The organism is Ralstonia sp. SA306 (genome assembly GCF_054792405.1).
In genome coordinates this window covers 775327-800820 of record NZ_CP096451.1, presented here as the reverse complement: position 1 = coordinate 800820, position 25494 = coordinate 775327, and the positions used below count along the sequence as shown (strand labels likewise).

General features: G+C 62.8%; 24 protein-coding genes. 11 read left to right on the top strand and 13 right to left on the bottom strand.

All coding sequences use genetic code 11. The features are described from left to right. The first annotated feature begins 71 nt into the window (after positions 1-71). The 3 genes from M1D44_RS03825 to M1D44_RS03815 all read left to right on the top strand — a co-directional run bounded on the left by M1D44_RS03825 (position 72) and on the right by M1D44_RS03815 (position 4967). Positions 72-2789 (top strand): fimbria/pilus outer membrane usher protein, encoded by a 2718-nt coding sequence (locus M1D44_RS03825; protein WP_316853157.1) that lies wholly within the window; start codon positions 72-74, stop codon positions 2787-2789. Between the two features lie 72 nt (positions 2790-2861). Then, a complete protein-coding gene (locus M1D44_RS03820; protein WP_080693637.1) occupies positions 2862-3974 on the top strand; it encodes a fimbrial protein in 1113 nt (370 codons plus the stop codon). A gap of 324 nt (positions 3975-4298) precedes the next feature. Next, entirely contained in the window at positions 4299-4967 is a 669-nt protein-coding gene (locus M1D44_RS03815) for a response regulator (protein WP_112184038.1), read from the top strand. A gap of 114 nt (positions 4968-5081) precedes the next feature. Here M1D44_RS03815 and pcaC read toward each other — a convergent pair whose 3' ends face one another. Genes pcaC through M1D44_RS03785 form a run of 6 tightly spaced genes read right to left on the bottom strand, consistent with a single transcriptional unit; the run spans position 5082 to position 10256 of the window. Next, positions 5082-5480, bottom strand: coding sequence for a 4-carboxymuconolactone decarboxylase (pcaC, locus tag M1D44_RS03810; protein WP_024975132.1), 399 nt, complete (start codon positions 5478-5480; stop codon positions 5082-5084). Next, positions 5473-6285, bottom strand: a complete 813-nt coding sequence (gene pcaD / locus M1D44_RS03805) for a 3-oxoadipate enol-lactonase (protein ID WP_112184035.1) — start codon at positions 6283-6285, stop codon at positions 5473-5475. The genes pcaC and pcaD overlap by 8 nt, the downstream gene beginning before the upstream one ends. Positions 6286-6307: 22 nt before the next feature. After that, on the bottom strand, positions 6308-7669 hold the full coding sequence (locus tag M1D44_RS03800) for a 3-carboxy-cis,cis-muconate cycloisomerase (protein WP_316853156.1): 1362 nt from the start codon (positions 7667-7669) through the stop codon (positions 6308-6310). A gap of 7 nt (positions 7670-7676) precedes the next feature. Continuing rightward, positions 7677-8879 carry a 3-oxoadipyl-CoA thiolase gene (pcaF, locus tag M1D44_RS03795; protein ID WP_045206035.1) on the bottom strand — a complete coding sequence of 401 codons (1203 nt, stop codon included), beginning with the start codon at positions 8877-8879 and terminating at the stop codon, positions 7677-7679. 22 nt (positions 8880-8901) lie between these two features. Beyond that, a complete protein-coding gene (locus M1D44_RS03790) occupies positions 8902-9564 on the bottom strand; it encodes a CoA transferase subunit B (protein WP_024975128.1) in 663 nt (220 codons plus the stop codon). After that, positions 9561-10256, bottom strand: coding sequence for a 3-oxoacid CoA-transferase subunit A (locus M1D44_RS03785; protein ID WP_419177587.1), 696 nt, complete (start codon positions 10254-10256; stop codon positions 9561-9563). Before M1D44_RS03785 ends, M1D44_RS03790 begins: the two co-directional genes overlap by 4 nt. Before the next feature lie 319 nt (positions 10257-10575). Between M1D44_RS03785 and M1D44_RS03780 the strand changes: the two genes are divergently transcribed. The 6 genes from M1D44_RS03780 (at position 10576) to M1D44_RS03755 (ending at position 15469) form a co-directional block, all read left to right on the top strand. Next, the gene (locus M1D44_RS03780) at positions 10576-11367 is read left to right on the top strand and encodes an IclR family transcriptional regulator (RefSeq protein WP_024975126.1); all 792 of its coding nucleotides are present in this window, start codon (positions 10576-10578) and stop codon (positions 11365-11367) included. 90 nt (positions 11368-11457) lie between these two features. Further along, complete coding sequence (locus tag M1D44_RS03775; protein ID WP_024975125.1) at positions 11458-12036, top strand: hypothetical protein; 579 nt, start codon at positions 11458-11460, stop codon at positions 12034-12036. Between the two features lie 386 nt (positions 12037-12422). Then, a complete protein-coding gene (locus M1D44_RS03770) occupies positions 12423-13268 on the top strand; it encodes an ABC transporter substrate-binding protein (protein WP_024975124.1) in 846 nt (281 codons plus the stop codon). A gap of 48 nt (positions 13269-13316) precedes the next feature. Then, a complete protein-coding gene (locus M1D44_RS03765) occupies positions 13317-14012 on the top strand; it encodes an amino acid ABC transporter permease (RefSeq protein WP_045206031.1) in 696 nt (231 codons plus the stop codon). Positions 14013-14014: 2 nt separating this feature from the next. Continuing rightward, positions 14015-14698, top strand: a complete 684-nt coding sequence (locus M1D44_RS03760) for an amino acid ABC transporter permease (protein WP_037031491.1) — start codon at positions 14015-14017, stop codon at positions 14696-14698. 21 nt (positions 14699-14719) lie between these two features. Then, positions 14720-15469, top strand: coding sequence for an amino acid ABC transporter ATP-binding protein (locus tag M1D44_RS03755; protein WP_024975122.1), 750 nt, complete (start codon positions 14720-14722; stop codon positions 15467-15469). 70 nt (positions 15470-15539) lie between these two features. On the opposite strand, the gene M1D44_RS03750 is transcribed toward M1D44_RS03755, so the two are convergent. From M1D44_RS03750 to M1D44_RS03735, 4 genes are all read right to left on the bottom strand, one after another. Then, positions 15540-16463, bottom strand: coding sequence for a glutamate/aspartate ABC transporter substrate-binding protein (locus M1D44_RS03750; protein ID WP_316853154.1), 924 nt, complete (start codon positions 16461-16463; stop codon positions 15540-15542). 112 nt (positions 16464-16575) lie between these two features. Further along, on the bottom strand, positions 16576-17844 hold the full coding sequence (locus M1D44_RS03745; protein ID WP_112184029.1) for a D-amino acid dehydrogenase: 1269 nt from the start codon (positions 17842-17844) through the stop codon (positions 16576-16578). A 542-nt stretch (positions 17845-18386) separates the two neighbouring features. Next, the gene (locus M1D44_RS03740) at positions 18387-18740 is read right to left on the bottom strand and encodes a cyclophilin-like fold protein (protein ID WP_316853153.1); all 354 of its coding nucleotides are present in this window, start codon (positions 18738-18740) and stop codon (positions 18387-18389) included. Between the two features lie 37 nt (positions 18741-18777). Then, positions 18778-19239 (bottom strand): (R)-mandelonitrile lyase, encoded by a 462-nt coding sequence (locus M1D44_RS03735; protein WP_316853152.1) that lies wholly within the window; start codon positions 19237-19239, stop codon positions 18778-18780. A 184-nt stretch (positions 19240-19423) separates the two neighbouring features. On the opposite strand from M1D44_RS03735, the gene M1D44_RS03730 reads away from it, so the two are divergent. Together M1D44_RS03730 and M1D44_RS03725 are read left to right on the top strand one after the other, a co-directional pair. Beyond that, positions 19424-20323 carry a LysR family transcriptional regulator gene (locus M1D44_RS03730; RefSeq protein WP_316853151.1) on the top strand — a complete coding sequence of 300 codons (900 nt, stop codon included), beginning with the start codon at positions 19424-19426 and terminating at the stop codon, positions 20321-20323. Positions 20324-20508: 185 nt separating this feature from the next. Beyond that, positions 20509-21249, top strand: coding sequence for an SDR family oxidoreductase (locus tag M1D44_RS03725; protein ID WP_428984312.1), 741 nt, complete (start codon positions 20509-20511; stop codon positions 21247-21249). 257 nt (positions 21250-21506) lie between these two features. Here M1D44_RS03725 and pelG read toward each other — a convergent pair whose 3' ends face one another. From pelG to M1D44_RS03710, 3 genes are read right to left on the bottom strand one after another with little or no spacing between them, the layout of a single operon-like run. Next, complete coding sequence (pelG, locus tag M1D44_RS03720; RefSeq protein ID WP_316684057.1) at positions 21507-22877, bottom strand: exopolysaccharide Pel transporter PelG; 1371 nt, start codon at positions 22875-22877, stop codon at positions 21507-21509. After that, complete coding sequence (gene pelF, locus M1D44_RS03715; RefSeq protein WP_024975114.1) at positions 22877-24490, bottom strand: GT4 family glycosyltransferase PelF; 1614 nt, start codon at positions 24488-24490, stop codon at positions 22877-22879. Before pelF ends, pelG begins: the two co-directional genes overlap by 1 nt. Continuing rightward, entirely contained in the window at positions 24487-25473 is a 987-nt protein-coding gene (locus tag M1D44_RS03710) for a tetratricopeptide repeat protein (protein WP_112184021.1), read from the bottom strand. The genes pelF and M1D44_RS03710 overlap by 4 nt, the downstream gene beginning before the upstream one ends. Positions 25474-25494 lie beyond the last annotated feature (21 nt).

Below are 25494 nucleotides of genomic sequence, written 5' to 3'. Positions count from 1 at the left end.
TCGGTGATGAGCGCGTGAATAGATTTTATCGACACACGCCATCTTTATAAATCTTTACAAAGAGATTTCCCATGTCCGCAACTCGTACCAACCGTCATCGGCCGGCTTCCGCACACGGGGTACCTGTCCGCCCAGCAAGCGCGCTTATCGCGGCGCTACTGATGGGCGGTTTTGCGGCTGCGTCGAATGCAAGGGAGCTACGGACAGCGAGCACTCCAACAGACTACGGGGAAGGCAAAGCACCCGCCCAGCTTGACGGCGCCGCGCAGGAATCGAACGCCCCGACAGACGGGGATGTGATCTTCAATCCTACGTTCCTTAAAGGTCGGCGTGACAACGCCGTCGATCTATCCCGGTTCGAGCGTGGCGGCCAAACGATGCCCGGCGTCTACCGCGCCGACGTGTACGTCAATGGAAATTGGGTAACCAGCGAGGACATCACGCTGCGGGCACATGCCGGCGAACAGGCGCAGCCGTGCTTTACGCCGGCGATGCTGGAACGTTATGGGGCGAACGTGGCAAGCCTCTCTCCGGACGCGCTCAAACCGCTCGCCGCGGCAAATGCGTGCGAACATCTGGAAACGCTCTTGCCAAATGCGACCGCCAGCTTCGATGCGGCGGACCTCCGCTTGATCATCACCGTACCGCAGGCTGACATGCGCCGCACACCACGCGGGTATGTCGATCCCAAATATTGGGATCGTGGTGTGAATGCCGGCTTTATCGATTACAACGCGAACCTCTACAGCACCGACTCTTACGGTACCGCGCAGACTCAGGGCTTCCTGGGATTGAACACCGGCGTCAATGTGGCCGGCTGGCAACTGCGCTCCAATTCGTCGCTGAGCTGGCAGGATTCCGGCAGCGGCGGCAGCCGCATGCAGTGGCAAAACGTAGCGACTTACGTCCAGCGGGACTTGAAACGCCTGCGATCACGCATCACGCTCGGCGAGAGCTTTACTAGTGGTGAGTTGTTCGACAGCGTGGGTTTCCGTGGCGTGCAGATTGCCAGCGATGACCGCATGCTGCCGGAATCAAAGCGCGGCTATGCACCTATTGTGCGTGGAGTGGCACAGACCAACGCGAAGGTAACGGTGCGCCAGAACGGCAACATCATCTATGAGACGACCGTTGCGCCCGGGCCATTTGTCCTTGATGACCTGTACGCCACAGGATATGGCGGCAACCTTGATGTGACCGTGCAGGAAGCCGATGGCCGCCGGAATACTTTCAGCGTGCCGTACGCATCCGTTTCTCAGCTACTGCGCCCAGGAGTCACCCGCTACGCGTTGACGGTCGGCCAGTTGCGTGACTCGAGCCTGCGTGGCAAGGCCCCCTACTTTGCGCAGGGCATCATGCAGCGTGGCATCACCGACCAGATAACACTGTACGGCGGGCTGCTCGGTGCGCAGGGCTACGGTGCAACGCAGGCAGGCATCGCCATCAACACGAAGGCGGGCGCGATCTCGGTAGATGCGACTGCGGCCCAGACCTCCGTACCGGGCGCATCATCGATGCGCGGGCAAAGCTATCGTGTCGGTTATAGCAAGCTGCTCGAGCAGACCAGCACGAACCTGACAGTGGCCGCCTACCGCTACTCGACCAGCGGATACCTAAGCTTGCAGGACGCCGCGCGCCTGCGCAGTTACGCGCGCGCCGGCGAAGACACGAGCGCGGTTTGGCAAGCGCGCAGCCGCTTCCTGGTGTCCGCCAACCAGCCGCTTGGAGACCGTCGCGGCAACCTGTATGTCTCCGCTTCAGCGCAGAACTACTGGAACCGACCCAGCAGCGACGTCCAGTTTCAGATTGGCTATACCAACAGCTGGCGCAGCATCTCGTACAACCTTAGCGTGTCGCGCATGCGCAGCGGCAACGACGGTCGACAGTATTCCCAGTTCTATGTCGGCGTCACAATTCCCCTCGGCCGTGTCAGCCGCACCATCGCCACGGTATCGACCAACTTGACGCACGATACGCGGGGCAACACACAAGCCCAAACCAGCTTTAACGGCACGGCAGGCGATCTCAATCAGCTGAGCTACAACCTTCACCTTGACGCCAACAATAGTGCGAACACCGGCACCGCCGTTGGTGGCGGCGCGAACCTGCAATATCGCGCTCCCTTCACGGAGCTGCGCGCCGGCGCCAGCACAGGCTCGCACTTCCGGCAAATGTCCGTCGGCGCGATGGGCTCTATCGTGGCGCACCCCGGCGGCATTACGTTGGGCCAGTCGCTGGGCGACACGATCGCCATCGTTGCGGCGCGGGGTGCCAAAGGCGCCTCGTTAACGAATGCGCCGGGTGTACGCGTTGACCGGCATGGCTATGCAATCGTCCCGTACCTGACGCCATACAGCCTCAACACTGTCGAAATCGATCCGAAGGGGTCGCCAGCGGACGTCGAAATCAAGGAAACGTCGCAGAAGGTGGCGCCACATCTCGGGTCCGTCGTCATGCTGCACTATCAAACCGTCAGGGGACGTACCTTGCTCGCGCATGCGACCCTGCCTGACGGCAAGCCGCTGCCCTTTGGTGCTGATGTGATTGACCCCTCGGGCAGCAGCGTTGGTGCAGTCGGCCAGGGCGGACAGATCTATGCGCGCGTGCCCGCCGACTCAGGCACGCTCACAGCCAAATGGGGCGAGCGATCCGACCAGCGCTGCAGCTTTGGTTATGCCGTCCCCGCCTCGCCACTTCCGGACAGTCTCCCTTTGCGCCTGAGCGTCAAATGCGAGTTGCCGACGATTGCAGCAGCGGCGCTGAAATCGGGCGCTAAAACCAGAAGATAAGCAATCAATGCCAACGCGACCCGAATACGCTCGCACCGCCGACATCGCATCGATTGGAAAAAGTGGAAATCAATGAAAATGACCGCGCAACTATCACGCAATTCGCATCTGCATAAAACTTATACACATCCATCCAACCTGGCAAAAGCTATCTATTTTGCCATTGGGATGACCACCGCCTTCTGGAGCATGAACGCTCAGGCGGCGGCAACATGCAGCGGTGGTGGCGTCACCAGTACGTTAAGTATGCCCGCCACAATTTCAGTCCCACGTGATGCTGTAGCGGGCACCAACTTGACCGGCTGGATATTGGGCCCGTCGCAATCATCCGCCTTCAAATGCAATACGACGAACATCAACTCTTCGGGAGCAGGGGTCCTGTACATCGGCTCGGGAACCGACACAGGAATGCGGATAGCCGACCCGGGAGGCACGCAAGGAAGCGCCAGAGTTTATACAACGAACGTACAAGGAATCGGTTTAGCCGTATCCGTTCGCCTCTATGCCAATAACTGCGGCTGGACTTCATGGTCGAAATTTATTGGCGCTGATAGTCAAATCTACCCATATATTGCATCATATTCCTGCAATGGAAATACCCAACCCGATGGTGGCCAGATTGCCTTTGCCTACGTTAAGCTGAACGACTCCATTCAGGCTGGCGGATACATTACGTCAGAGAGAATAGTGAATATGGTTCCGCAGCACCATCAAAGTCAATTGGGCGGAACTTGGTCGCCAAATTATTATCAGAACGGCAGTACGTTGATCGTCCCACAAACGTGCTCAACACCGAATGTCACTGTCGCTATGGGTACGGTTCAGACCAAGCTATTTACTAGCATTGGAAGTAAAGCGGCACTAAAGCTCTTCAACATCTCGTTGCTCAACTGCCCTAGCGGAATCAAAACTGTTTCGTACCAGATCGACCCCGTAACTCCGATTTTGGATTCAGCCAATTCGGTGGTGGCATTGGTGCCATCCACCGCCACCGGCGTCGGACTACAGTTGATGAACAGCTATGGCACGCGGCTTCAGCTGAGTCAACCAATTCCCTTCACCAGCTACAGTTCAAGTGGCGGTAATTTTTCCATTCCTCTGCTCGCCGCCTATTATCAGACTGGCAGCGTCGTTACGCCGGGACCGGCCAATACCTTCTTGCAATTTACAATGACGTATCAGTAGCACTGAAAATCGAGGATATATCTTTTCCTGATTGATATTTCCTGATTCCGACAGCAGACCGGCTATTGCTGGAGACCGAAGACATACACATCGAAATCCGGGGCCGCACCGCGCAAACGGACCGCCTTCCATGACGCTGAGTGCCCCGTCCCGATGCGAATTGTAGGCGCTACGTGTTTTGAAACAATTAGCGAAATTTTTAGATTTGAACCTCGCCTAAAACGGCTGCAACCTCCGGAATAGAAAATATATTGAGATACAATCCGTACGCATCAGACGCAAGACGGCGTCCCTTGGTGCCAGCTTCGATGGGGCGAGGATGCGATGGATGAATTTTCGGTTCGTGTGATCGTCGCGGACGATCACCCAGTGACGGGGCACGGTATAGCGCATGGTTTGAGCCGCATGCCCACGATCGATGTCGTTGCGGTGGTGTCGGACGCCAAAGCGCTGGTCGACCAGCTGGACACCACACCTTGCGACGTGCTGGTGCTCGACTACGTGATGCCCGCCGCCGCGGGGCAGTACGGCGACGGCCAAGCATTGATCGCCTTCCTCAGGCGACGCTACCCGCAATTGCGGATCGTAACGGTCACGATGCTCAGTTCTCCCCCGGTGTTTCGCGCGCTGCAGCTGCTTGGCGTGCACTGCATCGCAAGCAAATCCGACTCGATTTCACACATGGTCGCCGCCGTGCACGCGGCTTATGCTAACGGCAGCTATCTGTCGCCAGCGATCGCTTCACTCGTCACCCAAGCGGATATTGGCTCCGGCAGCGCGCTGTCGAAACGGGAGTCGGAGATCGTCCGGCTCTTCCGCGAGGGTTATAAGGTGACGGAAATCGCTGAGAAACTGCATCGAAGCAAGAAGACCATCAGTGCACAGAAACTGGCGGCAATGCGCAAGCTCGGCATCACGCGTGACGCCGACTTGATCAAATACGCGGATTCCCTCGGGCCGTTCGTCAACGCCGAGCCTCCAGCGACAAACTAAGACACGCCTGCACGCGCTGGGCCCCACAGACGGACGCACTCCGACAATCGTCAAGCGCGCCGTCGGCGATGCGATTCTGGATGGACTACATAGCGCGCACCAAGGCGACCGGCATCAATTGCTGGCAGCGCCCTCGGCATCCATCTCCGCAAACACCGTCTGCGCCAGATGGAACGCATGGTTGGCTGCCGGCACGCCACAGTAGATGGCGGTCTGCAGCAGCGTTTCCTGAATCTCGTCGCGCGTGACGCCGTTGTTGGCAGCGGCACGCAGATGCAGACGCAGCTCACCGTCGCGGCCGAGGGCGACCATCATGGCAATCGTCAGCAGACTGCGCGTGTGGCGCGGCAAACCGGGGCGCGTCCAGATTTCGCCCCAGGCATAGCGCGTGATGAGATCCTGGAACGGCGCGGTCAACTCGGTTTGTGCGGCGTTGGCACGGTCGACGTGCGCATCGCCAAGCACAGCGCGCCGCACTTCCATGCCCGCAGCGTAGCGTTCACGATCATCCATGCGCGACCTCGCGCGCAACGCCCGTCGTCAAGAAGCTGACCAGCGCTTCGGTGTAGCCGTCAGCCTGCTCCCAGTTGGAGAGGTGGCCGGCGGAGAGTTCGATGTATTGCGCACCCGGCACGCCGTCTGCAATGAGCTTGGTCTGCGCGGCGGGCGTGGAGATATCGTGCGTGCCGCCAATTACGAGCATCGGCACACGGATGCTCGGTAGTTGCGCACGCAGATCCGCATCGCGAATCGCGCCGCAGTTGCCGTTGTAGCCGGCGTCCGGCGTGGACAGCAACATCGCCTTGACGATGTCGACGCGGCTTGCGTTGGCATCGCGGTAGCCCTGCGTGAACCAGCGCTCCAGCACCGTTTCCGTAATGCTGGCCATACCGCCCTCTTCGACCTGCGCGATGCGCGTGTTCCAGCTCTGCTGCGTGCCGATCAGCGCGGCGGTGTTCGTCACCACCATGCGCGGGAAGCGCTCGCCGTGATACGCGGCCAGCCACAGGCCAGTCAGGCCGCCCATCGACAGGCCGCAGAACAGCGCAAGCTCAATGTTGTAGTGGTCGAGCAGTGCAAGCACATCCCCGCCGAGCTGTGCGACGCCAAACGGCGCGTCGGGCACGCTCGACTGGCCGTGGCCACGCTGGTCATAGCGCAACAGGCGGAAGTGCTGACGCAGCGCTTCGAGCTGCGGCTCCCACATGCCCAGGTTCGTGCCCAGGGAGTTCGACAGCACCAGCACCGGCTTACCCGTGGCGGGCCCATCATCGAATTCGTGATACAGGCGGACATTGTCGTGTTCAAGCCAGGGCATGGTGTCTCCGTGGAATGTGTGTTCAGGGATGGCGGCGAGCATGTTCGGCAAGCACGCGGTCGACTGCGGCGCCCGCATCGCCAAGGTAATGATTGGGATCGAGCAGCGCGCTCAGCCGTTGCGGCGTGGCCGTGCCCCAGATGCGCAGGACGTCGGCGTCCTGGGCCAGCACGTCATACAGCGTTTTGCTCTCTTGTAAGGCTTTGCGACTGGCAGCTTCGACCACATGGTGTGCTTGCAGGCGACCAAGATCTGCGCCGAGCGCCAGCATCACGGCTTCACCGAGGATCAGGCCGTGCGTGAGGTCGAGATTCGCGCGCATGCGAGCGGCGTCAACATGCAAACCTTCAACAATCTCGCGCATGCGATCGAGCGCGCCGGCCGCGAGGCAGGCCATCTCACGCAACGTCGCCCATTGCGCCTGCCAACCGCCGAGCGCGCGTTCGTGCTCCTGCGGCAACGCAGACAGCAGCGTGCTCGCCAACCCCGGCATGCGCGTGGCCGCAGCAAGCACCGTCGCGCAACCGACCGGGTTGCGTTTATGCGGCATGGTGGAAGATCCGCCCTTGCCCGCACCGGACGGCTCGGCAACCTCGCCGACCTCCGTCTGCGTCATTAGCGACAGGTCGCGCGCGCAGTGACCCAGCGTCCCGGTAAGCAGCGCAAGCGTCGTGCCAATATCGGCGATTCGATCTTGCTCGCCGTGCCACGACAGAGCAGGCAGCGGCAGATCAAGCTCGTGCGCCAGCGTTTGAGCGACCGCACGTGCATGCTCGCCCAGGCTGGCAAGCGTGCCTGCCGCCCCACCAAACTGCAGCGCGGGCACATGCGCGCGCAGCACGGCAAAGCGATCCTGCGCGCGATGCACCGCGTCCAGCCAGCCCGCAACCTTGCGCCCGAACGTGGTCGGCAGGGCTTGCTGCAACCACGTGCGCGCCACCATCGGTGTATTGCGATGACGTTGCGCCAGCGCGGCCAGCGCGTCCGCCAGCTTCTGCAAATCCGCTTCGATCAACTCCGCCGATTGCCGCCACTGCAGCATCAGACCGGCATCGATGATGTCCTGGCTGGTCGCGCCCCAATGCACGTAGCGCGCGGCGTGTTCATCGTGCTGCGCGACAGCGGCGGTCAGTTGCTTGACCAGTGGGATCGCCAGGTTGCCAGCGCTGGCAGCGGCGGTGCCCAGCGCGTCCAAGTCCAACGTGACGTTGGCGCACACCGCGCGAATCGGCGCAACGGCTTGCGCCGGAATCACGCCAACCGCGCCCTCGGCCTGCGCGAGCGCGGCCTCCACATCGAGCATCGCGCGCACCGTGGCCGCATCGGACCACACCGCCAACATGGCCGGTGTGGAGAATGCGCGATCGAGCAGTCCGCTGGTCATCGTCGTATCAAACGCGTTCGATCACCAGCGCAATGCCCTGGCCCACGCCGATGCACATCGTGCACAGCGCATAGCGTCCGCCCGTGCGTTGCAGCTGATACATCGCCGTCGTCACCAGGCGTGCGCCGCTCATGCCGAGCGGGTGGCCCAATGCGATGGCGCCGCCATTCGGGTTGACGCGCGGGTCGTCATCACGCAGACCCAGTTGACGCGTCACTGCCAAACCCTGCGCAGCAAAGGCTTCGTTCAGTTCGATCACGTCCATCTGATCAATCGTCAGGCCCAACTGCTTGAGCAGCTTCTGCGACGCCGGTGCCGGGCCAATGCCCATCACGCGCGGTGGCACGCCAGCGGTCGCCATGCCGACGATGCGCGCACGCGGGGTCAGGCCAAAGCGCTTGGCGGCGTCTTCATTGGCGAGGAGCAGCGCACAGGCGCCATCGTTGACGCCCGAAGCGTTGCCAGCGGTCACGGTGCCGTCCGGACGCACCACACCCTTGAGCTTGGCGAGCGCTTCCATGCTCGTCGCGCGAGGATGCTCATCCCGGTCCACCACGATGGCGTCGCCCTTCTTCTGCGGGATCGTCACAGGCGTAATTTCCTGCGCGAGCGTGCCGTCTTCCTGCGCACGCGCGGCGCTGGCCTGGCTGCGCAGCGCGAAGCGGTCTTGGTCTTCGCGGTTGACCTTGTAGTCGGTGGCGACGTTCTCGGCGGTTTCGGGCATCGAGTCGACACCATATTGCGCCTTCATCAACGGGTTGATGAAGCGCCAGCCGATGGTGGTGTCGTAGATGGCGGCATCGCGCGAGAAGGCGCTCGCGGCCTTGCCCATCACAAATGGCGCGCGGCTCATGCTCTCCACGCCGCCCGCGATCATCAGCGCGGTTTCCCCCGAGCGGATGGCGCGCGCAGCGGTGCCGGTCGCGTCCATGCCCGAGCCGCACAGGCGGTTGATGGTCGAACCCGGCACGCTGTCCGGCAACCCGGCCAGCAACGACGACATGCGCGCCACGTTGCGGTTGTCTTCGCCCGCCTGGTTGGCGCAGCCGAAAATCACATCGTCGATGGCCGACCAGTCGACCTGCGGGTTGCGCGCCATCAGCGCCTTGAGCGGCACTGCGCCAAGATCATCCGCACGCACGGCAGACAGGCTGCCGCCGTAGCGGCCGATAGGAGTCCGGATGGCGTCGCAGATAAAGGCTTCAGTCATGATTGTTCTGTCTCCAATAGTTCTAGGCACGACGCAACGGCGCCGCCGTCATCGTCTGCAGCGTATCGAAATCGAGGCCGTCGGCCATCTCCCGCACCACCAGCCCCTCGGGCGTGATGTCGATCACGGCGAGGTCGGTGTAGATGGTATCGACACAGCCGATGCCCGTCAGCGGGTACGTGCACGACGGCACGATCTTGCTTTCGCCCTGCTTGGTCTGGTGCTCCATCATGACGAAGACGCGCTTGGCACCAATGGCCAGATCCATCGCTCCGCCCACGGCAGGAATTGCATCGGGTGCGCCGGTGTGCCAATTGGCCAGGTCGCCCGTGGCTGACACCTGGAAGGCGCCGAGCACGCAATAGTCGAGATGGCCGCCTCGCATCATGGCAAACGAATCGGCGTGATGGAAGAACGATGCACCGGGCTTGATGGTGACCGGCTGCTTGCCGGCGTTGATGAGGTCTTCGTCTTCTTGCCCGGGCGCGGGCGCGGGGCCCATGCCCAACAGGCCGTTCTCGGTGTGCAGGATGATTTCGCGGTCGGCCGGCAACTGATTGGCCACCAGCGTCGGCAAGCCGATGCCCAGGTTGACGACCGAGCCATCGGGAATATCACGCGCCACACGTGTAGCGATCTGGTCGCGCGTCCAGCGCTGAACCTTGGCGGTAGTTTCGGCGCTCATGCGGCCTCCTTGGCTTGCGCAGCGTTGCCGAGTTGCACGACGCGCTTCACAAAAATGCCCGGCGTGACGATGTGCTCCGGGTCCAGCTCGCCAAGCTCCACCGTCTCGCTGACCTGCGCAATGGTGCACTTGGCCGCCATCGCCATCACCGGCCCGAAGTTGCGTGCCGTCTTACGATAAACGAGGTTGCCCCAGCGGTCTGCGCGCAGGGCCTTGATGAGGGCGTAGTCAGCGGTCAGCGGCAGCTCGAACACGTACGGCTTGCCGTCGATGATGCGCGTTTCCTTGCCTTCGGCCAATTGCGTGCCATAGGCGGTCGGGCAGAAAAAACCGCCGATGCCGGCGCCCGCGGCGCGGATGCGCTCGGCCAGGTTGCCTTGCGGCACGAGCTCCAGTTCGATTTCGCCGGCGCGGTAGAGCGCATCGAACACATACGAATCGGCTTGGCGCGGGAACGAGCAGACGATCTTGCGCACGCGGCGCGCCTTGAGCAGCGCCGCCAGGCCCGTCTCGCCATTGCCGGCGTTGTTGTTGATGATGGTCAGTTCACGCGCGCCATGCGCGATGAGCCCGTCGATGAGTTCCGATGGCATGCCGGCGGTACCGAACCCGCCAATCATGATGGTGGCACCGTCCGGGATATCGGCCAGGGCGGCCTCCACAGACGGACAAAGCTTGTTGATCACGTGCATTCTCCGGCAAGGGCGCCGCACATTCTCGATGGCTGGCGCGGTTCGGAGCATCGCTGGGGCCGGACATGGCCGAGCCGCAACCGGGCGGCCTGCGAGTCTCCTGTTTGGCGATTGGATCGACACAGGCCTTTGCTGTCCGGCCCACGTTGGCTTACCCGCATTTGTTCGCTATGCGAACTCACGTTCGATCCAAGAACTAATCTACGCCTCCATTCCCGAGCGTGTCAAGGCGTACGCATACCGATCAGCCGTTCGAGTAGCGAAACCGGGGCAATGCCAGTAGTCTTGAGGCCACTGCGCCGCTTTCGCCTTTCTTTGCATGTCTGCTACCGAACTGCCCACCGAAAAACCCAGCGATTCCTACGTCCAGTCCTTTGCACGGGGGCTGTCGGTCATTCGCGCGTTCAATGCCGAACGCCCCGAGCAAACGCTCTCCGAAGTCGCCGAGGCCACTGGCCTGACCCGCGCGGGCGCCCGCCGCATCCTGCTCACGCTGGTCAGCCTGGGTTATGTCAGCTTTGAAGGCCGCCTCTTCCGCCTCACGCCCAAGATCCTCGATCTCGGGTTCGCCTACCTCACCTCGATGCCGTTCTGGAACCTGGCCGAGCCGGTGATGGAGGAACTCGTGCAGACAGTGCACGAAAGTTGCTCTGCCTCGGTATTGGATGGGACGGAAATCGTCTACGTGCTGCGCGTGCCGACGCAGAAGATCATCGCGCTGAACCTGTCGGTCGGTAGCCGCCTGCCGGCGTTCTGTACGTCGATGGGCCGCGTGCTGCTGTCGGGCCTGCCCGAGGATCAGCTCGACATTGCACTGCGCGAGTCGGACCGGCGGGCACGCACGCAGCGCACCATTACAGACGTCGATGCACTGAAGGAGATCATTACCGGCGTGCGCCAACAGGGTTGGGCGCTGGTCGACCAGGAGCTTGAGGAAGGGCTGATTTCGCTGTCGGCGCCAATCCGCAATCGGGCAGGCGATATCATCGCCGCCATGAATATCAGCGGACAGGCCAACCGGACTTCCGGCAAACAGATGACGAAGCAGTTTCTTGGTCCGCTGCAGCAGGCGGCCGAGCGCATTTCTGCCATGGTGCGGGTACGGACCTGACCTGAGTTAAAAGCGGCAGCGCCCAGTGCGCTGCGCGCCTCGCATCCCGACAGTTTTTTCAATAAAATTGTGGCTCCGTGGGCAAAGAGGATGTCTGTGACTCAACACACCGCCATTCACACCGGTCTGGATGTGAAAGGCCGCCAACGCCGGGCGCGTGCTTCGTGCATCCTGGCGCTTGCCCTGCCGTTGCTGTCCAGCCCTGTGTGGGCCCAATCGACCACGCTGGCGACGGCCATGCAGGAATTGACGCCGCTGGCCCGCATGCTGGTGGGCGCCGCCACGGGTCGCAGCACGGCCGCCGCCGGCGTGCCGGCCCTCACTGGGCCCGCCCGCAATGCAGACCGTGCCCTTGCCCAGGCCTGCGCCGAAATCAACCGCTTCACCCCGGTCCCGCTCGACCGCGAGACCTCGCTGGCGCAATGCTCGCTGGCGCAGAAGAAAAACCTCGTCTTCGTCATCACGCTGACCAACTACGCAGCGCACTCGGCCGCATCGCAGGGCTTTCGGCTGAATTTCGTGCCGATCCTGCAGAAGAACATCTGCAACAACGGCGACGTGCGCATCCTCACGCGCCTCGGCCTGAGCCTGGTCTACCGCTATCGCGGCAACGATCACGAGACCGTGGGCGACGTGCCCATCAACGAATCGATCTGCGGCACGCTCTAAGCCCACGCTCTGCCCCGGGAATCCCCTGATGGAGCGCAGTCGGCTGCCATGTCATTAATTGCAGACAAAGTCTCATTTGATCCAACGTCTGCCGGCCCCCTGCCTTGCTGTGCCAGCCTTACCGGGCTGCACGCGCGCAACCCGGCATCCCCAACGTCCCGCCTGTGCACTGCACCCCCGCCCTGCTTGCCACAACTGGTCTGTGCCACTTCGGCAAGGACTATAGTTGGGCGTTCCACGCAAGCCTGGGGCGGGCATTCCGCTCGCCGTCATATGGTTATCCGAAGTCCGCGCATGCAAACCGCGCATACGCCGGTATGCTCGCGGGCGATCCCGATTCCGATTCGCACGCTGTTCACCACCCAAGTCGTCAAGGAGGAAATCCGATGAAAACAAACCGACATCTGACGCAATTTGCGGGTGCCGCCATCCTGGCCGCGGCAACCCTGGTCGCCACCACCGCGCACGCTGATCAAATTTCCGACATCAAGAAGAAAGGCGAGCTTGTCTGCGGCGTGCTCGGCACCGACGAGCCATTCAGCTTCCTGAAAGACCCGATGAGCCGCGAGATCGTCGGCTATGACGTCGACATGTGCGACGCCATCGCCAAGAGCCTGGGCGTCAAGCCCGTGCTCAAGCAATTGGCTGTAGCCGCGCGCCTGCCTGAACTGCAGCAAGGCCGCGTCGATCTGCTGGCCGCCTCGCTCACGCACAACAAGGAACGCGAAGCGCAGATCGACTTCTCGGTGTCGACCTTCATCACCGGCCAGAAGGCGATGGTGAAGAAGAGCAGCGGCATCACGTCGCTCGCCCAGCTTGATGGCAAGAAGCTCCTGACAGTCAAGGGTTCGACCATGGAAGCCAACATTGCCAAGACCATCAAGAACGCCGACGTTGTCTCGTTCGACAACAGCCCGCAGGCGCTGCTGGCCCTGCAGCAAGGCAAGGGCGTCGCCTACGTGAACGACGAAACCACGCTGATCGGCAACATGGCCAAGATGGGTCCGGCAGCGAAGGACTACGCGCTCCTGCCGCAAAACCTGTCGACCGAACACCTCGCACTGGGCATCCGCAAGGGCGAGCCCGCCTTCAAGAAGCAGGTCGACGACGTGCTGCTCGGCATGGAAAAGAGCGGCGAGGCGCAGAAGCTGTTCGACAAGTGGTTCGGCCCGAACACAAAGATGGCCTTCCCGCAGCGCACCTTCAAGATTTCCACCGACAAGATCGATTAATCGTTAAAGGTCGGGCCGCCCAGACGCCGTTCTGGGCGGTGAATCTCCATGCCCCATTTTGATTTGTCGATGCTGCTCTCTGGGCAGTATCACCAATGGCTCGTCAGCGGTTTCTTCCTGTCGATCAAGCTCTCTGTACTGGCCTTCGTGCTGGCGCTGCCGCTTGCCATCGTGGTGGCGCTGCTACGCCTGGCGCCCGCCGCACCGCTACGCGGCATCGGCCAGACTTTCGTCGAAGCCATCCGCAACGTGCCGCTGCTCGCCCACATGCTGTTCTGGTATTTCGGCGCGCCGCAGATCCTGCCAGAGTTCATCCGGGACTGGCTCTACAGCATGAACTACGAGGCCGCGAGCGCCGTCATTGCGCTCGTGCTCTACACAGCCGCTTACATGGCGGAGGACATCCGCAGCGGCATCCGCTCGATCCCTAAGGAACAGCTTGAAGCCAGCCGCGCGCTCGGGCTCTCATTCCTGCAGGCCATGCGCCTGGTGGTGCTGCCGCAATCGCTGCGTGTGACGGTTCCACCGCTGGTCAGCCAAACGTTGAACCTGTGGAAGAACTCCAGCATCGCCATGGTCATCGGCGTGGCCGAGCTGATGTACCAGGCACAGCAGGTGGAGTCTGCGACCTTCCGCGGCTTTGAAGCGTTTGCGTTTGCCACCGCCGCCTATCTGACCATCTCGATTGCGATCACGGTGTTCTCTGCCTGGTATCAGCATCGCTACCCCGTGCGGACGCTGTAGCCATGCTCGATCTCATTCAAACCTACGGTATCTATTACCTGATCGGCCAGTACCCGAACGGGCCGCTGGGCGGGCTGGCGCTGACGTTCCTGCTGGCGTCCGCCGGCCTCGTGCTGGCGCTGCCGATGGGCATCATCCTGGGCCTGTGCCGCGTGAGCCCGATCGCCGCGCTGCGCTGGCCTGCCACCGCACTGGTCTATATCGTGCGCGGTACGCCGCTGCTGATGGTGATCTTCTGGGCGTATTTCCTGCTGCCCTCCGTCACCGGCCAGCGCACGGATCAGTTCAGCACCATGCTGACCGCGCTGGTGATTTTCGACGGTGCGTATCTGGCGGAGATCGTGCGCGCGGGCATCCAGGCGTTGCCGCGCGGGCAAATGGAGAGTGCCCGATCGCTCGGTCTGTCGTACATGCAGGCAATGCGGCGGGTGATCCTGCCGCAGGCGCTGCGCAACATGCTGCCGTCGCTCGTCAACCAGCTTGTCTCGACCATCAAGGAAACCTCGCTCGGCTACATCATCAGCCTGCCCGAGGTGTCGTTCGTGGCGGGGCAGATCAGCACCGCTGTGATGGTCAAGTCCGCCGAGGTGTACGGCCTGCTCGGCATCAGCTACTTCATCATGTGCTTCAGCCTGACACGCGTGGCGTTCTATCTGGAGCGCCGCCTTGCAGCGCGCACGCGTTAGGGTCTGATGGAACACAAAACCATGAACATGATCACGATCGAACACGTCGACAAGTGGTACGGCGACTACCACGCGCTGGTCGACATCAACGAAACCGTTGCCAAGGGTGAGGTGGTGGTGGTCTGCGGGCCGTCGGGCTCTGGCAAGTCGACGCTCATCCGAACGTTGAACCGGCTCGAAGCCATTCAGAAAGGCCGGATCGTCGTGAACGGGCATGAAGTCCATGCACCAGGCGTGGACGTCAACGTACTGCGCAGCGGCATCGGCTTCGTGTTCCAGCAGTTCAACCTGTTTCCGCACTTGACCGTCATGCAGAACTGCACGCTGGCGCCTGTGCAACTCAAGCGCATGGCGCCGCAGGAAGCAAAGGACTTTGCGATGCGTCTGCTCGAACGCGTGGGGCTGCCGCACAAGGCCGGCGCCTACCCCGGCGAGCTGTCGGGCGGCCAGCAGCAGCGCGTGGCCATCGCGCGTGCCCTGGCCATGAAGCCGCCCGTCATGCTATTCGACGAGCCGACCTCCGCGCTGGACCCGGAGATGGTGAACGAGGTGCTGCTGGTGATGAAGGACCTCGCCCGCGATGGCATGACCATGGTCTGCGTCACGCACGAGATGGGTTTCGCACGCGAGGTGGCAGACCGCGTCCTGTTCATGGACCAAGGCCAGGTGCTGGAGCGCGCCACGCCGGAAGACTTCTTCCAGCGCCCGCAACACCCGCGCGCGCAACGCTTCCTGGCCGACATCCGCTCGCCCTGGAGCGAACCCGCCTGAAGCCACGCAGCGGGCAAATGAAAACGGGGGACCCAGTCCCCCGTTTGCTTTGCATGCGCGACGACGCGGCTTATTGAATAGCCTTGTCGTTCGGGTGCGCGTACAGCTCCTTCATGCCGGCCGTCATCGGGTAGTTCAGGTTCAGGCCCTTCGGCGGAATCGGCGACAGGAACCACTTCTTGTACAGATCGTTCGCCTTGCCCGACTTCATCAGGTCGGCAATCACGTCGTCGGCCACTTTCTTGAACGCCGGATCGTCCTTGCGCATCATGCAAGCGTAGGTTTCGGTCTGCAGCGGCTTGCCCGTGACAACCCAGTCAGCCTGGTTCTTGGCCTTGGTGCGCTCCCCATACAGCAGCGGCTCATCCATCACGAAGGCCACAGCGCGGCCCGATTCCAGCGTCAGGAACGCCTGGCCGTGATCCTTCGCGAGGATCAGGTTCATCTTGTCGGCATCCTTGGCTTCACCGTTCATCTTCTGCAGGATGCGGTCTTCGGTCGTGCCCGCGGTGGTCACCACGGTCTTGCCCTTCAGGTCGGGAAAGTCCTTGATGCCCGAGTCCTTCTTCACCAGCATCAGCATGCCGTAGATGAAGATGTTGTTCGAGAACGCCACCTGCTTCTGGCGCTCAAGGTTGTTGGTGGTCGAGCCGCACTCGAAGTCGATCGTGCCGTTCTGCAGCAGCGAAATGCGGTTCTGCGACGTGATCGGCGTGAGCTTCACCTGCAGCTTCTTGCCCACCGTCTTTTCCACACCCGCGATGATCATGTTGGAGATCTCTTGCGAATAGCCGGTGATGGTATTCGCGTCAGCCTGATACGAGAACGGAATCGACGACTCACGATAGCCCACCGAGATCACGCCCGTTTGCTTGATCTTGGCCAGCGTGTCGTTCGACTGCGCCTGCGCGCCGGTCGACAGCACTACCAGCGCGCCGGCCGCAGCCAGCGTCAGGCCGGACAGAATACGTTTGGTCGAATGCAAGGTCTTCATGCTTCCCCTCCTATGGGTGTGTTCGCTCCAGACTACTTGGGTTACCAATTGGCGCGGGCCAGATACGCATCATCGGGCCTGCGCGCTCGGTCTTTTGAATCTCGTTCTTGTGTCACGCGGCCAGCGCATACGGCACTGGGGAAATCGCGGGCTTGCGGCCGGCAATCAGATCGGTCAGCAAGCCTGCGCTGCCCAGCGCCAGCGTAAAGCCGAGTGCGCCGTGGCCCACGTTCAACCACAACCCTTCCACCGGCGATGCGCCCACCACGGGCACGCCCGTTGGCGTCGCAGGGCGCATGCCAGCCCAGGGTGCGGCATCGGCACCCGCATCATTCGCCCGCATGGCGCCCGGAAACAGCGCGCGCGTTTCGTCATACAGCGTCTGCGCGCGGCGCGTGTCCAGCGCCGTTGACCAACCCACCAGATCAGCCATGCCCGCCACACGCAGGGTCTGCCCGATGCGTGCATAGACGATCTTGCGCGCGGCATCCGTCACGCTGATCACCGGGGCAACATCGCCCTCGCCCAGCGGCAGGCTGATGCTGTAACCCTTCAGCGGATACAGGCCCGGGTCGATGCGCAATGGGCTGAGCAGGCTGGCGCTGGTCACGCCCGCAGCCATCACCACCGCATCGGCGGCAACTTGCTCGCCATCGTCCAGTTTGAGGCCGCGCACACGGCGCCCTTCGGTCCACAACGCTTCCACACCGGTATTGAAGCGCAGCGTCACGTTCGGCATCGCGCGCAGCCGGTTGAACAAGCCGACGCAGAGTTGGTGGCAATCGGCCACGTCTTCGTCGGGCGTGTAGATGGCGCCGACGATCTGGTCGCGCACGCCGGCAAGCGCGGGCTCGTGGGCGACCGCCTCATCGGCAGACAACGCATGCTGCTCACACCCAAGCGTGGCCTGATAGCCGACCTGCGCGCGGGCAGATTCAAACGCCGCAGCATCGCGATGCACCACCAGCTTGCCGCGCCGGGCAAAGCTGAATGCCAGATCCGGCAGCGCCTCCCGCAGCGCTTCCATGCGGGCGCGGCTGTAGAACGACAGCGCGAGCAACTCACGCGTGGTGCGATCGGCACGATCACGATTGCAGGCCGCGATAAAGCGCAGCCCCCAGCGCAGCAATGCCGGGTCCAGCGACGGTTTCAGCCGCAGCGGCGAATCGCGGCGCAGCAGCCAGCCTGGCACATGGGAAAGCACACCGGGGCCCGCCAGCGGCGCCACATAGCTGTAGCTCAACTGACCACCGTTGGCATAACTGGTGCCCTCGCCCGGGCCCGAATGCCGCTCGACCAGGGTGACCTGATGGCCTTCCTGAGCCAGCGCATAGGCCGTGCTGATGCCGATGATGCCGGCGCCGACTACTGCTATTTGCATGAAGAAGCTGCGAGATTTGAAATGTCGGGTGCAGCTTAAGGAGCCCAGCGGTGGTTGGGCAAATGCGGAGTTGTTGCGGGGGATGTTGTGGGGCTATGGTTTTTTTTGGACTTGGTGGTCCATCCCTTGTTTCATCCCCTGCCGGGGCTGACTCACTTTCTTTGTCTTGCCAAAGAAAGTAAGCAAAGAAAAGCGCGCCCGAGATGGCGACTTCCCCTTGAATTTCTGTAACCGTGCGGGGAAGGAACGGACAAACCGGCGGTGGGCCGCGGTCCGTGCGCAAGTCAGCTTAAGCGGGATGCGAAGCGGATCGGCACGCCGAAGGAAGAATTGCGGCTTTCGCCCTCAATGTCAGTTGCGGCTACCAATATCGGCAGGCAGGCACCCTTTCCACCAAAGGCCGCGTCCGCCATTCAAGGGGCACGCGCTGTCCAGATATCGCCGTACCGAAAGCTGACGGTCGCAAACGCATACGAGCAATGGCGCGCCTCGCGCATGGTCCGGGCCATGCCGCTGCGGCCAAATTCACCCGTCGGAATGGGTCACTCGTCGATCAGCTCGATGGTCACGACGCCTTCACGCTGCTGGCCAAGTTTGCCGATCGCGCTGTCGATGCTCCCGAGGCGAACCAGTCCCCGCGCATAGGGCGCCGTCTTGTAGAACAGGGCCAGGTTGCCCCACGGGGCGTAGTAAGCCAAGTCGCCCGCATCGGCGTCTGTACCCGCCGGCGCGCTATCCACAGTGAGCTCGTGGGGCAAGTAGGTGATCTTTTCTGCCGAGCCGAAGTCGCTCACCTCCAGTTGCAGCGGCAGCATGGATACCAACTCGTACGCCGCTGGCTGGTCGATCAGGGTGACGGTGAACGCGTCAGCAGAAAACCGAAAGCGGATCTTCATGGGCGCCATTCCAGACTGCGTTGCAGGCCCGGCCATATCACGCCGCGTACTGGTGGTCGTCGACCTGCTCCATCCACTGGGCAGCCGATCCGTCACGCACTTCTTGGATGGCGATGTGCGCCATGGCATGAGTGGCCGAGGCGCCATGCCAATGCTTCACACCCGGCGGAATCCATGCCACGTCGCCAGGTTGGAGGGCGCGCCGGTCCTCGCCCCAAGCCTGGATCCAACCCTGGCCGGCGGTGACGATCAGGATCTGACCCACGGGGTGCGCATGCCAGGCTGTGCGGGCGCCGGGTGTGAAGGTGACCAAAGCGCCAGACCCCGGTGAGTGTGAGTTCGGCCCGAACATCCCGTCCACCACGACGGTGCCGGTGAAGAGTTCAGCCGCGCCGAGGGCCGAGGGTCGCGCGCCGACGGGGGTGACCTGAATGGTTGGCTGACGGGTCTGCCCGTCCGAGGCCGGCGAGCCAGCATTGGTGGTGATTGGGTCGTGCATATCGATACTCCTCGGGCATGAGGTCTGACGAAGGCAGGGGCGCACGGCCGGTTCACCCGCGTCAATACCGCCCGCGATTACGGGTCGTTGTTTCGCCCTTCCGGGCCTTGAAACGACTGTAGCGGCCATGCCCATTCAGCACTAGACTGCACAATCGGCATGGACTTATGGCTCGTTTCGATCAATGGACAGCGAGAACCTCAACGACCTGTACGCATTCCTCGCTGTTGCGCAGGAGCGCAGCTTCACCAAAGCCGCTGCCAAGCTTGGGCTGTCGCAGTCCACCCTGAGCCATACCGTCAGAGGACTGGAAACACGGCTGGGCGTGCGGCTGCTGACGCGCACGACGCGAAGCGTGGCGCCGACCGAAGCCGGTGAACAGTTGCTGCAGAGCGTGAGGCCCAAGCTCGAGGAGATCGCCGCCGACCTCGCGGCCGTGCGCGAATACCGCGACAAGCCTGCCGGCACCATCCGCATCACCGCGATCGACATCGCGGCCGACTTATACCTGTGGCCCCGGCTGCGGCCGTTGCTCGAGAGCTATCCCGACCTGAGAATCGAGATCGCTACCGACTACCGATTGGTGGACGTCGTCACTGAGCGCTTCGACGTCGGCGTGCGCATGGGCGACCAGGTGGCAAAGGACATGGTCGCTGTACGCATCAGTCCTAACATGCGCGCGGCGATCGCGGCTTCACCGGCGTACCTGGCCAAGCATGGAACGCCACGAACCATCGACGACCTGGCCCGACACCAGTGCATCACGCTGCGGCTGAGCAACGGCGCCGTCTACGCCTGGGAGTTGATAGACGACGGCAAGGACTTGGCCGTCAAGGTGGACGGACAGGCCACCTTCAGCGGGGCCTACCAGATGATCCAGGCCGCCATCGACGGCTGCGGCCTGGTGTTCGTGCCCGAGGATGTGCTCAAGCCCCACGTCGACGCCGGGCGCTTGGCATGGGTGATGGAGGACCACTGGCCGACCTGGCCGGGTTGGCATGTCTACTACCCGAGCCGACGCGAGTCATCTCGCGCACTCAAGCTGGTAATCGAAGCCCTGCGCAGTCCGGCGGTGCCGGGCTGATTCGGCGCCAGGCGCCGCGCAGCGTTCGGCCATTGATCGTCGCGCAACAATGATTGCGCATGATTCATGGGCCACCTCGATAAGGCCATGCGATCTGCGGCGTCTAGTCCTGAGTGCCCTGCGGCCGTAACCTGCTGGTTAGCCTTGGGATGGAGCCCGAGGTCTCACATCAGGAGCAAGGAATCGTGGAAGGCAAAGTCATCATCATCACGGGCGCCTCGTCGGGCATCGGCGCGGCCACCGCCAAGCTCCTGGCGTCCAGGGGAGCGAAGGTCGTGCTGGGCGCACGGCGGCAGGACAAGCTCGAGGCGCTGGCCGACGAAATCCGCGCCGCTGGTGGCGAGGCCGCCTACCAAGTGCTCGACGTCACGAAACAGGCCGACAACGATGCCATCGTCAAACTGGCTAAGGAAACCTTCGGAAAGGTCGACGTGATCTTCCTGAACGCGGGGATCATGCCGAGTTCACCCCTGTCGGCGCTGAAAACAGACGACTGGCACGAGATGGTCGATATCAACATCAAGGGCGTGCTCAATGGCGTGGCGGCGGTACTGCCCACCTTTACCGCCCAGAAAGCGGGGCAAGTGATCGCCACGTCGTCGGTCGCGGGGCTCAAGGCTTACCCAGGCAGCGCTGTGTACGGCGGCACGAAGTGGTTCGTGCGCGACTTCATGGAGGTGCTGCGCATCGAGTCGGCCATGGAGGGCACGCACATCCGTACCGCCACCATCTACCCGGCCGCAATCCACACCGAACTGCTGAATACGATCAGCGACAAGGCCACTTCGACCGGCATGCACGCGCTGTACGAGACTCACGGCATTTCTCCAGATCGTATCGCCAGCGTGGTGGCGTTCGCGATCGAGCAGCCGGCGGACACGACGGTGAGCGAGTTCACTGTGGGGCCCACCACGCAACCCTGGTAAGACGAAACAGCGTTCTGAGCTCCAAACTTTCGACCAAAAAGCGCCGATTGCCGAGTTCGAAGCCCCAACCATGGGGCGAAGAGCCCGGCGCTCAGCACTTCAAGTCCCAATGGCCGAGCAAAAAGCATCATGGGGTCGCTGCAAAAAGCCTTGCGGCTGGCGCTTGGAGCGCTGTGCGCAAGGCTTGAAGGTCCACCACCGGAGGTTGATGCGTCGTTCGTGAGGCTCCGGATGCCAGCAGAGGCTGTCGGCAGACCTTACTGCAACATGAACGTCTCGTACTCCAGCCGATCCAGCTTCCGGTCCAGGATCACCAGGCTCGCCATCACAACCAGCAGCAGCGACACGGCAAATCCGTATCCGTACCAAGCGGGGCCAAGCTGTAACGTAATCCAGGTCAACACGCCGTTGAGCACCACAAACGCGGCCGTCAACGCCAGCACAACGCGGCGCCGGTCCAGGTAGAAGAAGATATTCACCACGCCCAGAAACACCACCTGCAAGCTGGCGGCAATGGTGTCGACATACAGCAGCGGCAGATACAGCTCGGAAATCTGCAACGCCCGCAGCACCGCAGCGCCCACGGCAAACAGGACCAGCGCGGCCATCGCCTGAATCTTCACGATCTCGTACAGGCCGGCGCGAATGGTCTGCACCATCGTGTTGCGCATGTCTTCGATGTGCTCAAGCGATGCCCCGCCACGCACGGCGTCATAGAAGGCGTCGTAGTACTCGACAAAGTCCGTCTCGATGCGAACCAGGAACACCGCCATGCCGGGGATGATGCCGAGGTACGCCAGGAACACCGGAATGTCGTAGATGACCGAGGCGTGCAGCGGCCCGATCACCTGCTGCCCCGTGCCCGGTGCGTACCAGAACATGAACTTGTCGAGCCAGATGCCGAGGTTGTAGAGCAGCCCGATCAACATGAGTGACGGATACGCAAACCGCTTGTCGAACACCTCGAACGACAGGAAGCGCCGACCGCTGAAGTTGCGGTAGATGAGCGCGGCCATGCCGATCAGCAAGAAGAGCTGCCCCGTCACGAACCCCAGCAGCAGCCCTTCCAACCCGAACCGGTTAAACAGCAGCGCCAGCAGCACGGTGAGCGTGTAGCCGACCAGGAAGATCCAGACAATCGCCTTGTACTGCTTCATGCCCGACAAGAAGATCACTGCGATCCAGATGTTGGCCATGACCACGAAACCGGCCAGCATCAGCAGCCGGTAGATGGCTGACTGCTGCGGAAACGCAAACACGATGACGAGCAGCCCAAGCCCACCCGCGACCAGCGTCATCACGAGCGACACGGCGTGGTAGTTGGGCAGGATCAGGTCATCGCGCTTCTCGAACAGGCGGTCGGACGTAAAGCGCGTGAAGGCAAGCTGCAGCGGCCCCGTCAGGATCAGGCTGACCGCAATCAGGTAGGTGACCGACACCTGGAACTGCGTGATGAGCGAGCCGGGAATCACGAACGGCAGGCTCAGGATACCGATCAGCAGAATCCCGACGATGGAGAGAATCCACGGCCCGGAGCTGATGATGCCGGCGTAGGTGTACGCGCGCATCAGCCCGAGCAGGCTGTCGCGCTTGAGCATCTTGCGCAGCTCAAAACCAATGCCGGCCATCAGCGGGCTCCCTCATGTGGCTTGTTCTGCTGGGCGTGGTGCGGGCAGGCCGCGGCGGCGGCCTTCGCACCGTGCTCGGTACTCAGATCGGGCAACGTCTCCAGGCGCGTATACAGCTCGCGGTAGCTGCCGACCATCATCTCTTGCGTGTAATAGCGCTCGACGCGGGCAATGCCAGCAGCCTGGGCCGCATGCCAGCGCGTTTCATCGCGCAGCAGCGTGAGCACTTCGGCAGCCAGGGCAGCCGGGTCGGCAATGCGCACCACGGCGCCAGCCGCGCCCAGTGCCGCGTCTTCGCCCTCCAGGCCGAACAGCAGTTGCCGGCACGAACCCACATCCGTCGTGACTGACGGCACGCCCGCGGCAAACCCTTCCAGCACCACCAGCGGCAGCGCCTCGCTGATGGAACTCAGCACCAACACGCCCACCTTTGGCAGGATGTCGTCGATCTTCTGGAAGCCCAGGAACTTGATGCGGTCGCCCAGGCCGAGGCTTTCAGCCAGGCTGTGGCATTCCTGCGCGTATTCCGGATCTTCGTCTTCCGGGCCGGCAATCCAGCCTTCCGCATCGGGCATCTCGCGCGTGATGGTCAGCATGGCGCGAATGAACGTCTTCACGTCTTTGATCGGCACCACCCGGCCGATCAGGCACATCACGCGCGGTACGCTGGCTTGCCGCTTCTCGCGCAACGCAGCCAGGCGCGGCAGGTTGATGCCGTTGGGGATGCTGCGCGTCTTCTCGGCCGGCGCGCCGTCAATGACCTGGCGCTGCCGATTACCTTCATACAGCGCGACGATGTCTTCAGCCGCGTCATAGCAGACACGGCCCATGGTTTCGAAAAAGCGCACCCACAGATCGCGGAAGTAGCTGATCTGCGCAATGTCCTTCTCGAAGATGCTGCGGTTGTCACGAATCCACTGGCTCTGGAACAGGTCGATCTTCCGTTCCTTGGTGTAGATACCGTGCTCGGACACCAGCAGCGGACGCCCTCGCCTGTAGCGCAGCAGCGCGCCCAGGAAGCCTGCATAGCCGGTCGAGATGGTGTGGAACACCTTCACCGGGATGAGGTTTTCGGCAATGCGCACGAGCTGCCACAGCGGCTTGTGCATGATGCGCACGGTCCAGAAGTAGTCCGTGAACGACGGGTCGGTGCAGTAGCGCCGGTAGTAGTCCGTCATCATGTCCCACGCGCGGTGGCTGTAGAGGAACTGTTCCTCGGCCAGCGGGCCATCGTCGCGCAGGTCGGCAATCGAGGCGCGGATCAACTCGGCCGTCTCTTCCTTGTTTGCCGGATTGCGCAGCGCATCGTGCAGCTTGCGCGAGCGCTCGAACGCTGCGGCATCGCCGCCGCTGGCCTGCACCAGCGGCGGCGGCGGAAAGTCGTACAGGTAGTGGCACTCCAGGTGCACCACGTTGTCGGGAATGGCGTAGACGGGCTTGCCGTAATCCTCACGGCGGCTGCCGATGAAGACGATGGCAAAGCGGATGTCCGGAAACGCCCGGATCATCTGGTTGACCCAGCTCGACACCCCGCCGCTCACGTAGGGAAAGGTCCCTTCGAGCAGCAGCGCAACGTCGGCGGACTGGGCGCGCGGAAAGTGGTCGTTGCTCATGATGTCCAGTAGCGCAACAGCGGGCGCAGCAACGGCAGCGGAGAACGGCTGGAGAACTGCGCCAGCGCCGCACGCGCGCCGGCATAGTCGCGGCGCAGGTAGCAGGCTTCGGCCAGCGGGGGCAGCAGGCGGTCACGCGGGAAGCCGAGGGATTCAGCGCGGCGCAGATGGGACTCGGCCACATCGGGCTCGCGGCGCGACAGTGCAAGGCGGCCGCGCATGTACCACAGCGCGGCGTTGTCGGGCTGGATGTCGAGCGCGGCGCTGGCGTAGCGCTCGACCTGCTCGGCGGTGTAGCGGTACACGTCGCCCTGCACGAGGTTCTGGTAGATCAGTTCCCAATACAGGTCGGCCAGGCGCTTGTTGATGTCGTAGCGCGCCTCGGGCGTGGTGGCTTCTTCCAGGCGCGGCAGCTCGGCCAGGATCTTTTGCGTGAGCACCTTCTCGGCGTTGTCGAGCATGCCGTAGGCCAGCAGGCGGATATCGTCCACCGGATCGGCCAGCAGGTCGCGCAGCACGGGGCTGGCAGTGCGCGTGGGCATCGACTGCATGGCCACCAGTGCGGTCATGCGGCTTTGTACCGGCGCGCGCTCATTGCTGAGTTGCGCACGCAGCCGCGCTCCGCCGCCATGCGTCACGCGTGAGATCAAATGCGCCACGAACACCGGCAGCCCTACATCGGCGATGTCCTTGTCGTCTTCGGGCTTGGGAAACAGCTTGGCGAGCAGCAGGCTGCCCAGCACCAGCAGGACGCCGGCCACCGGCACAAAAAAGCACAGCGCCGCCAGGTAGCCATACGTCCACACGAACGGCACGCGATAACGGCGCGGCAGCAAGCGCCACGCAGCCAGGCCGATCAGTGCGGCGGCGGTGCCCTGCAGCATCAGGCACGACAGCAGCAGCGCAAGGCTGTTGCCGGCATGCAGTGCCATCACCACTGCCGCGATCTGCGCCGAGATGCCGCCGAGCGTGAGCTTAAACATGGTCAATCCGCAGCATGGCCT

Excerpts from the sequence above, each read along its gene's own strand:
- M1D44_RS03825 (WP_316853157.1), top strand. The coding sequence starts at position 72 with ATGTCCGCAACTCGTACCAACCGTCATCGGCCGGCTTCCGCACACGGG.
- M1D44_RS03820 (WP_080693637.1), top strand. The coding sequence starts at position 2,862 with ATGAAAATGACCGCGCAACTATCACGCAATTCGCATCTGCATAAAACT.
- M1D44_RS03815 (WP_112184038.1), top strand. The coding sequence starts at position 4,299 with ATGGATGAATTTTCGGTTCGTGTGATCGTCGCGGACGATCACCCAGTG.
- pcaC (WP_024975132.1), bottom strand. The coding sequence starts at position 5,480 with ATGGATGATCGTGAACGCTACGCTGCGGGCATGGAAGTGCGGCGCGCT.
- pcaD (WP_112184035.1), bottom strand. The coding sequence starts at position 6,285 with ATGCCCTGGCTTGAACACGACAATGTCCGCCTGTATCACGAATTCGAT.
- M1D44_RS03800 (WP_316853156.1), bottom strand. The coding sequence starts at position 7,669 with ATGACCAGCGGACTGCTCGATCGCGCATTCTCCACACCGGCCATGTTG.
- pcaF (WP_045206035.1), bottom strand. The coding sequence starts at position 8,879 with ATGACTGAAGCCTTTATCTGCGACGCCATCCGGACTCCTATCGGCCGC.
- M1D44_RS03790 (WP_024975128.1), bottom strand. The coding sequence starts at position 9,564 with ATGAGCGCCGAAACTACCGCCAAGGTTCAGCGCTGGACGCGCGACCAG.
- M1D44_RS03785 (WP_419177587.1), bottom strand. The coding sequence starts at position 10,256 with ATGCACGTGATCAACAAGCTTTGTCCGTCTGTGGAGGCCGCCCTGGCC.
- M1D44_RS03780 (WP_024975126.1), top strand. The coding sequence starts at position 10,576 with ATGTCTGCTACCGAACTGCCCACCGAAAAACCCAGCGATTCCTACGTC.
- M1D44_RS03775 (WP_024975125.1), top strand. The coding sequence starts at position 11,458 with ATGTCTGTGACTCAACACACCGCCATTCACACCGGTCTGGATGTGAAA.
- M1D44_RS03770 (WP_024975124.1), top strand. The coding sequence starts at position 12,423 with ATGAAAACAAACCGACATCTGACGCAATTTGCGGGTGCCGCCATCCTG.
- M1D44_RS03765 (WP_045206031.1), top strand. The coding sequence starts at position 13,317 with ATGCCCCATTTTGATTTGTCGATGCTGCTCTCTGGGCAGTATCACCAA.
- M1D44_RS03760 (WP_037031491.1), top strand. The coding sequence starts at position 14,015 with ATGCTCGATCTCATTCAAACCTACGGTATCTATTACCTGATCGGCCAG.
- M1D44_RS03755 (WP_024975122.1), top strand. The coding sequence starts at position 14,720 with ATGAACATGATCACGATCGAACACGTCGACAAGTGGTACGGCGACTAC.
- M1D44_RS03750 (WP_316853154.1), bottom strand. The coding sequence starts at position 16,463 with ATGAAGACCTTGCATTCGACCAAACGTATTCTGTCCGGCCTGACGCTG.
- M1D44_RS03745 (WP_112184029.1), bottom strand. The coding sequence starts at position 17,844 with ATGCAAATAGCAGTAGTCGGCGCCGGCATCATCGGCATCAGCACGGCC.
- M1D44_RS03740 (WP_316853153.1), bottom strand. The coding sequence starts at position 18,740 with ATGAAGATCCGCTTTCGGTTTTCTGCTGACGCGTTCACCGTCACCCTG.
- M1D44_RS03735 (WP_316853152.1), bottom strand. The coding sequence starts at position 19,239 with ATGCACGACCCAATCACCACCAATGCTGGCTCGCCGGCCTCGGACGGG.
- M1D44_RS03730 (WP_316853151.1), top strand. The coding sequence starts at position 19,424 with ATGGACAGCGAGAACCTCAACGACCTGTACGCATTCCTCGCTGTTGCG.
- pelG (WP_316684057.1), bottom strand. The coding sequence starts at position 22,877 with ATGGCCGGCATTGGTTTTGAGCTGCGCAAGATGCTCAAGCGCGACAGC.
- pelF (WP_024975114.1), bottom strand. The coding sequence starts at position 24,490 with ATGAGCAACGACCACTTTCCGCGCGCCCAGTCCGCCGACGTTGCGCTG.
- M1D44_RS03710 (WP_112184021.1), bottom strand. The coding sequence starts at position 25,473 with ATGTTTAAGCTCACGCTCGGCGGCATCTCGGCGCAGATCGCGGCAGTG.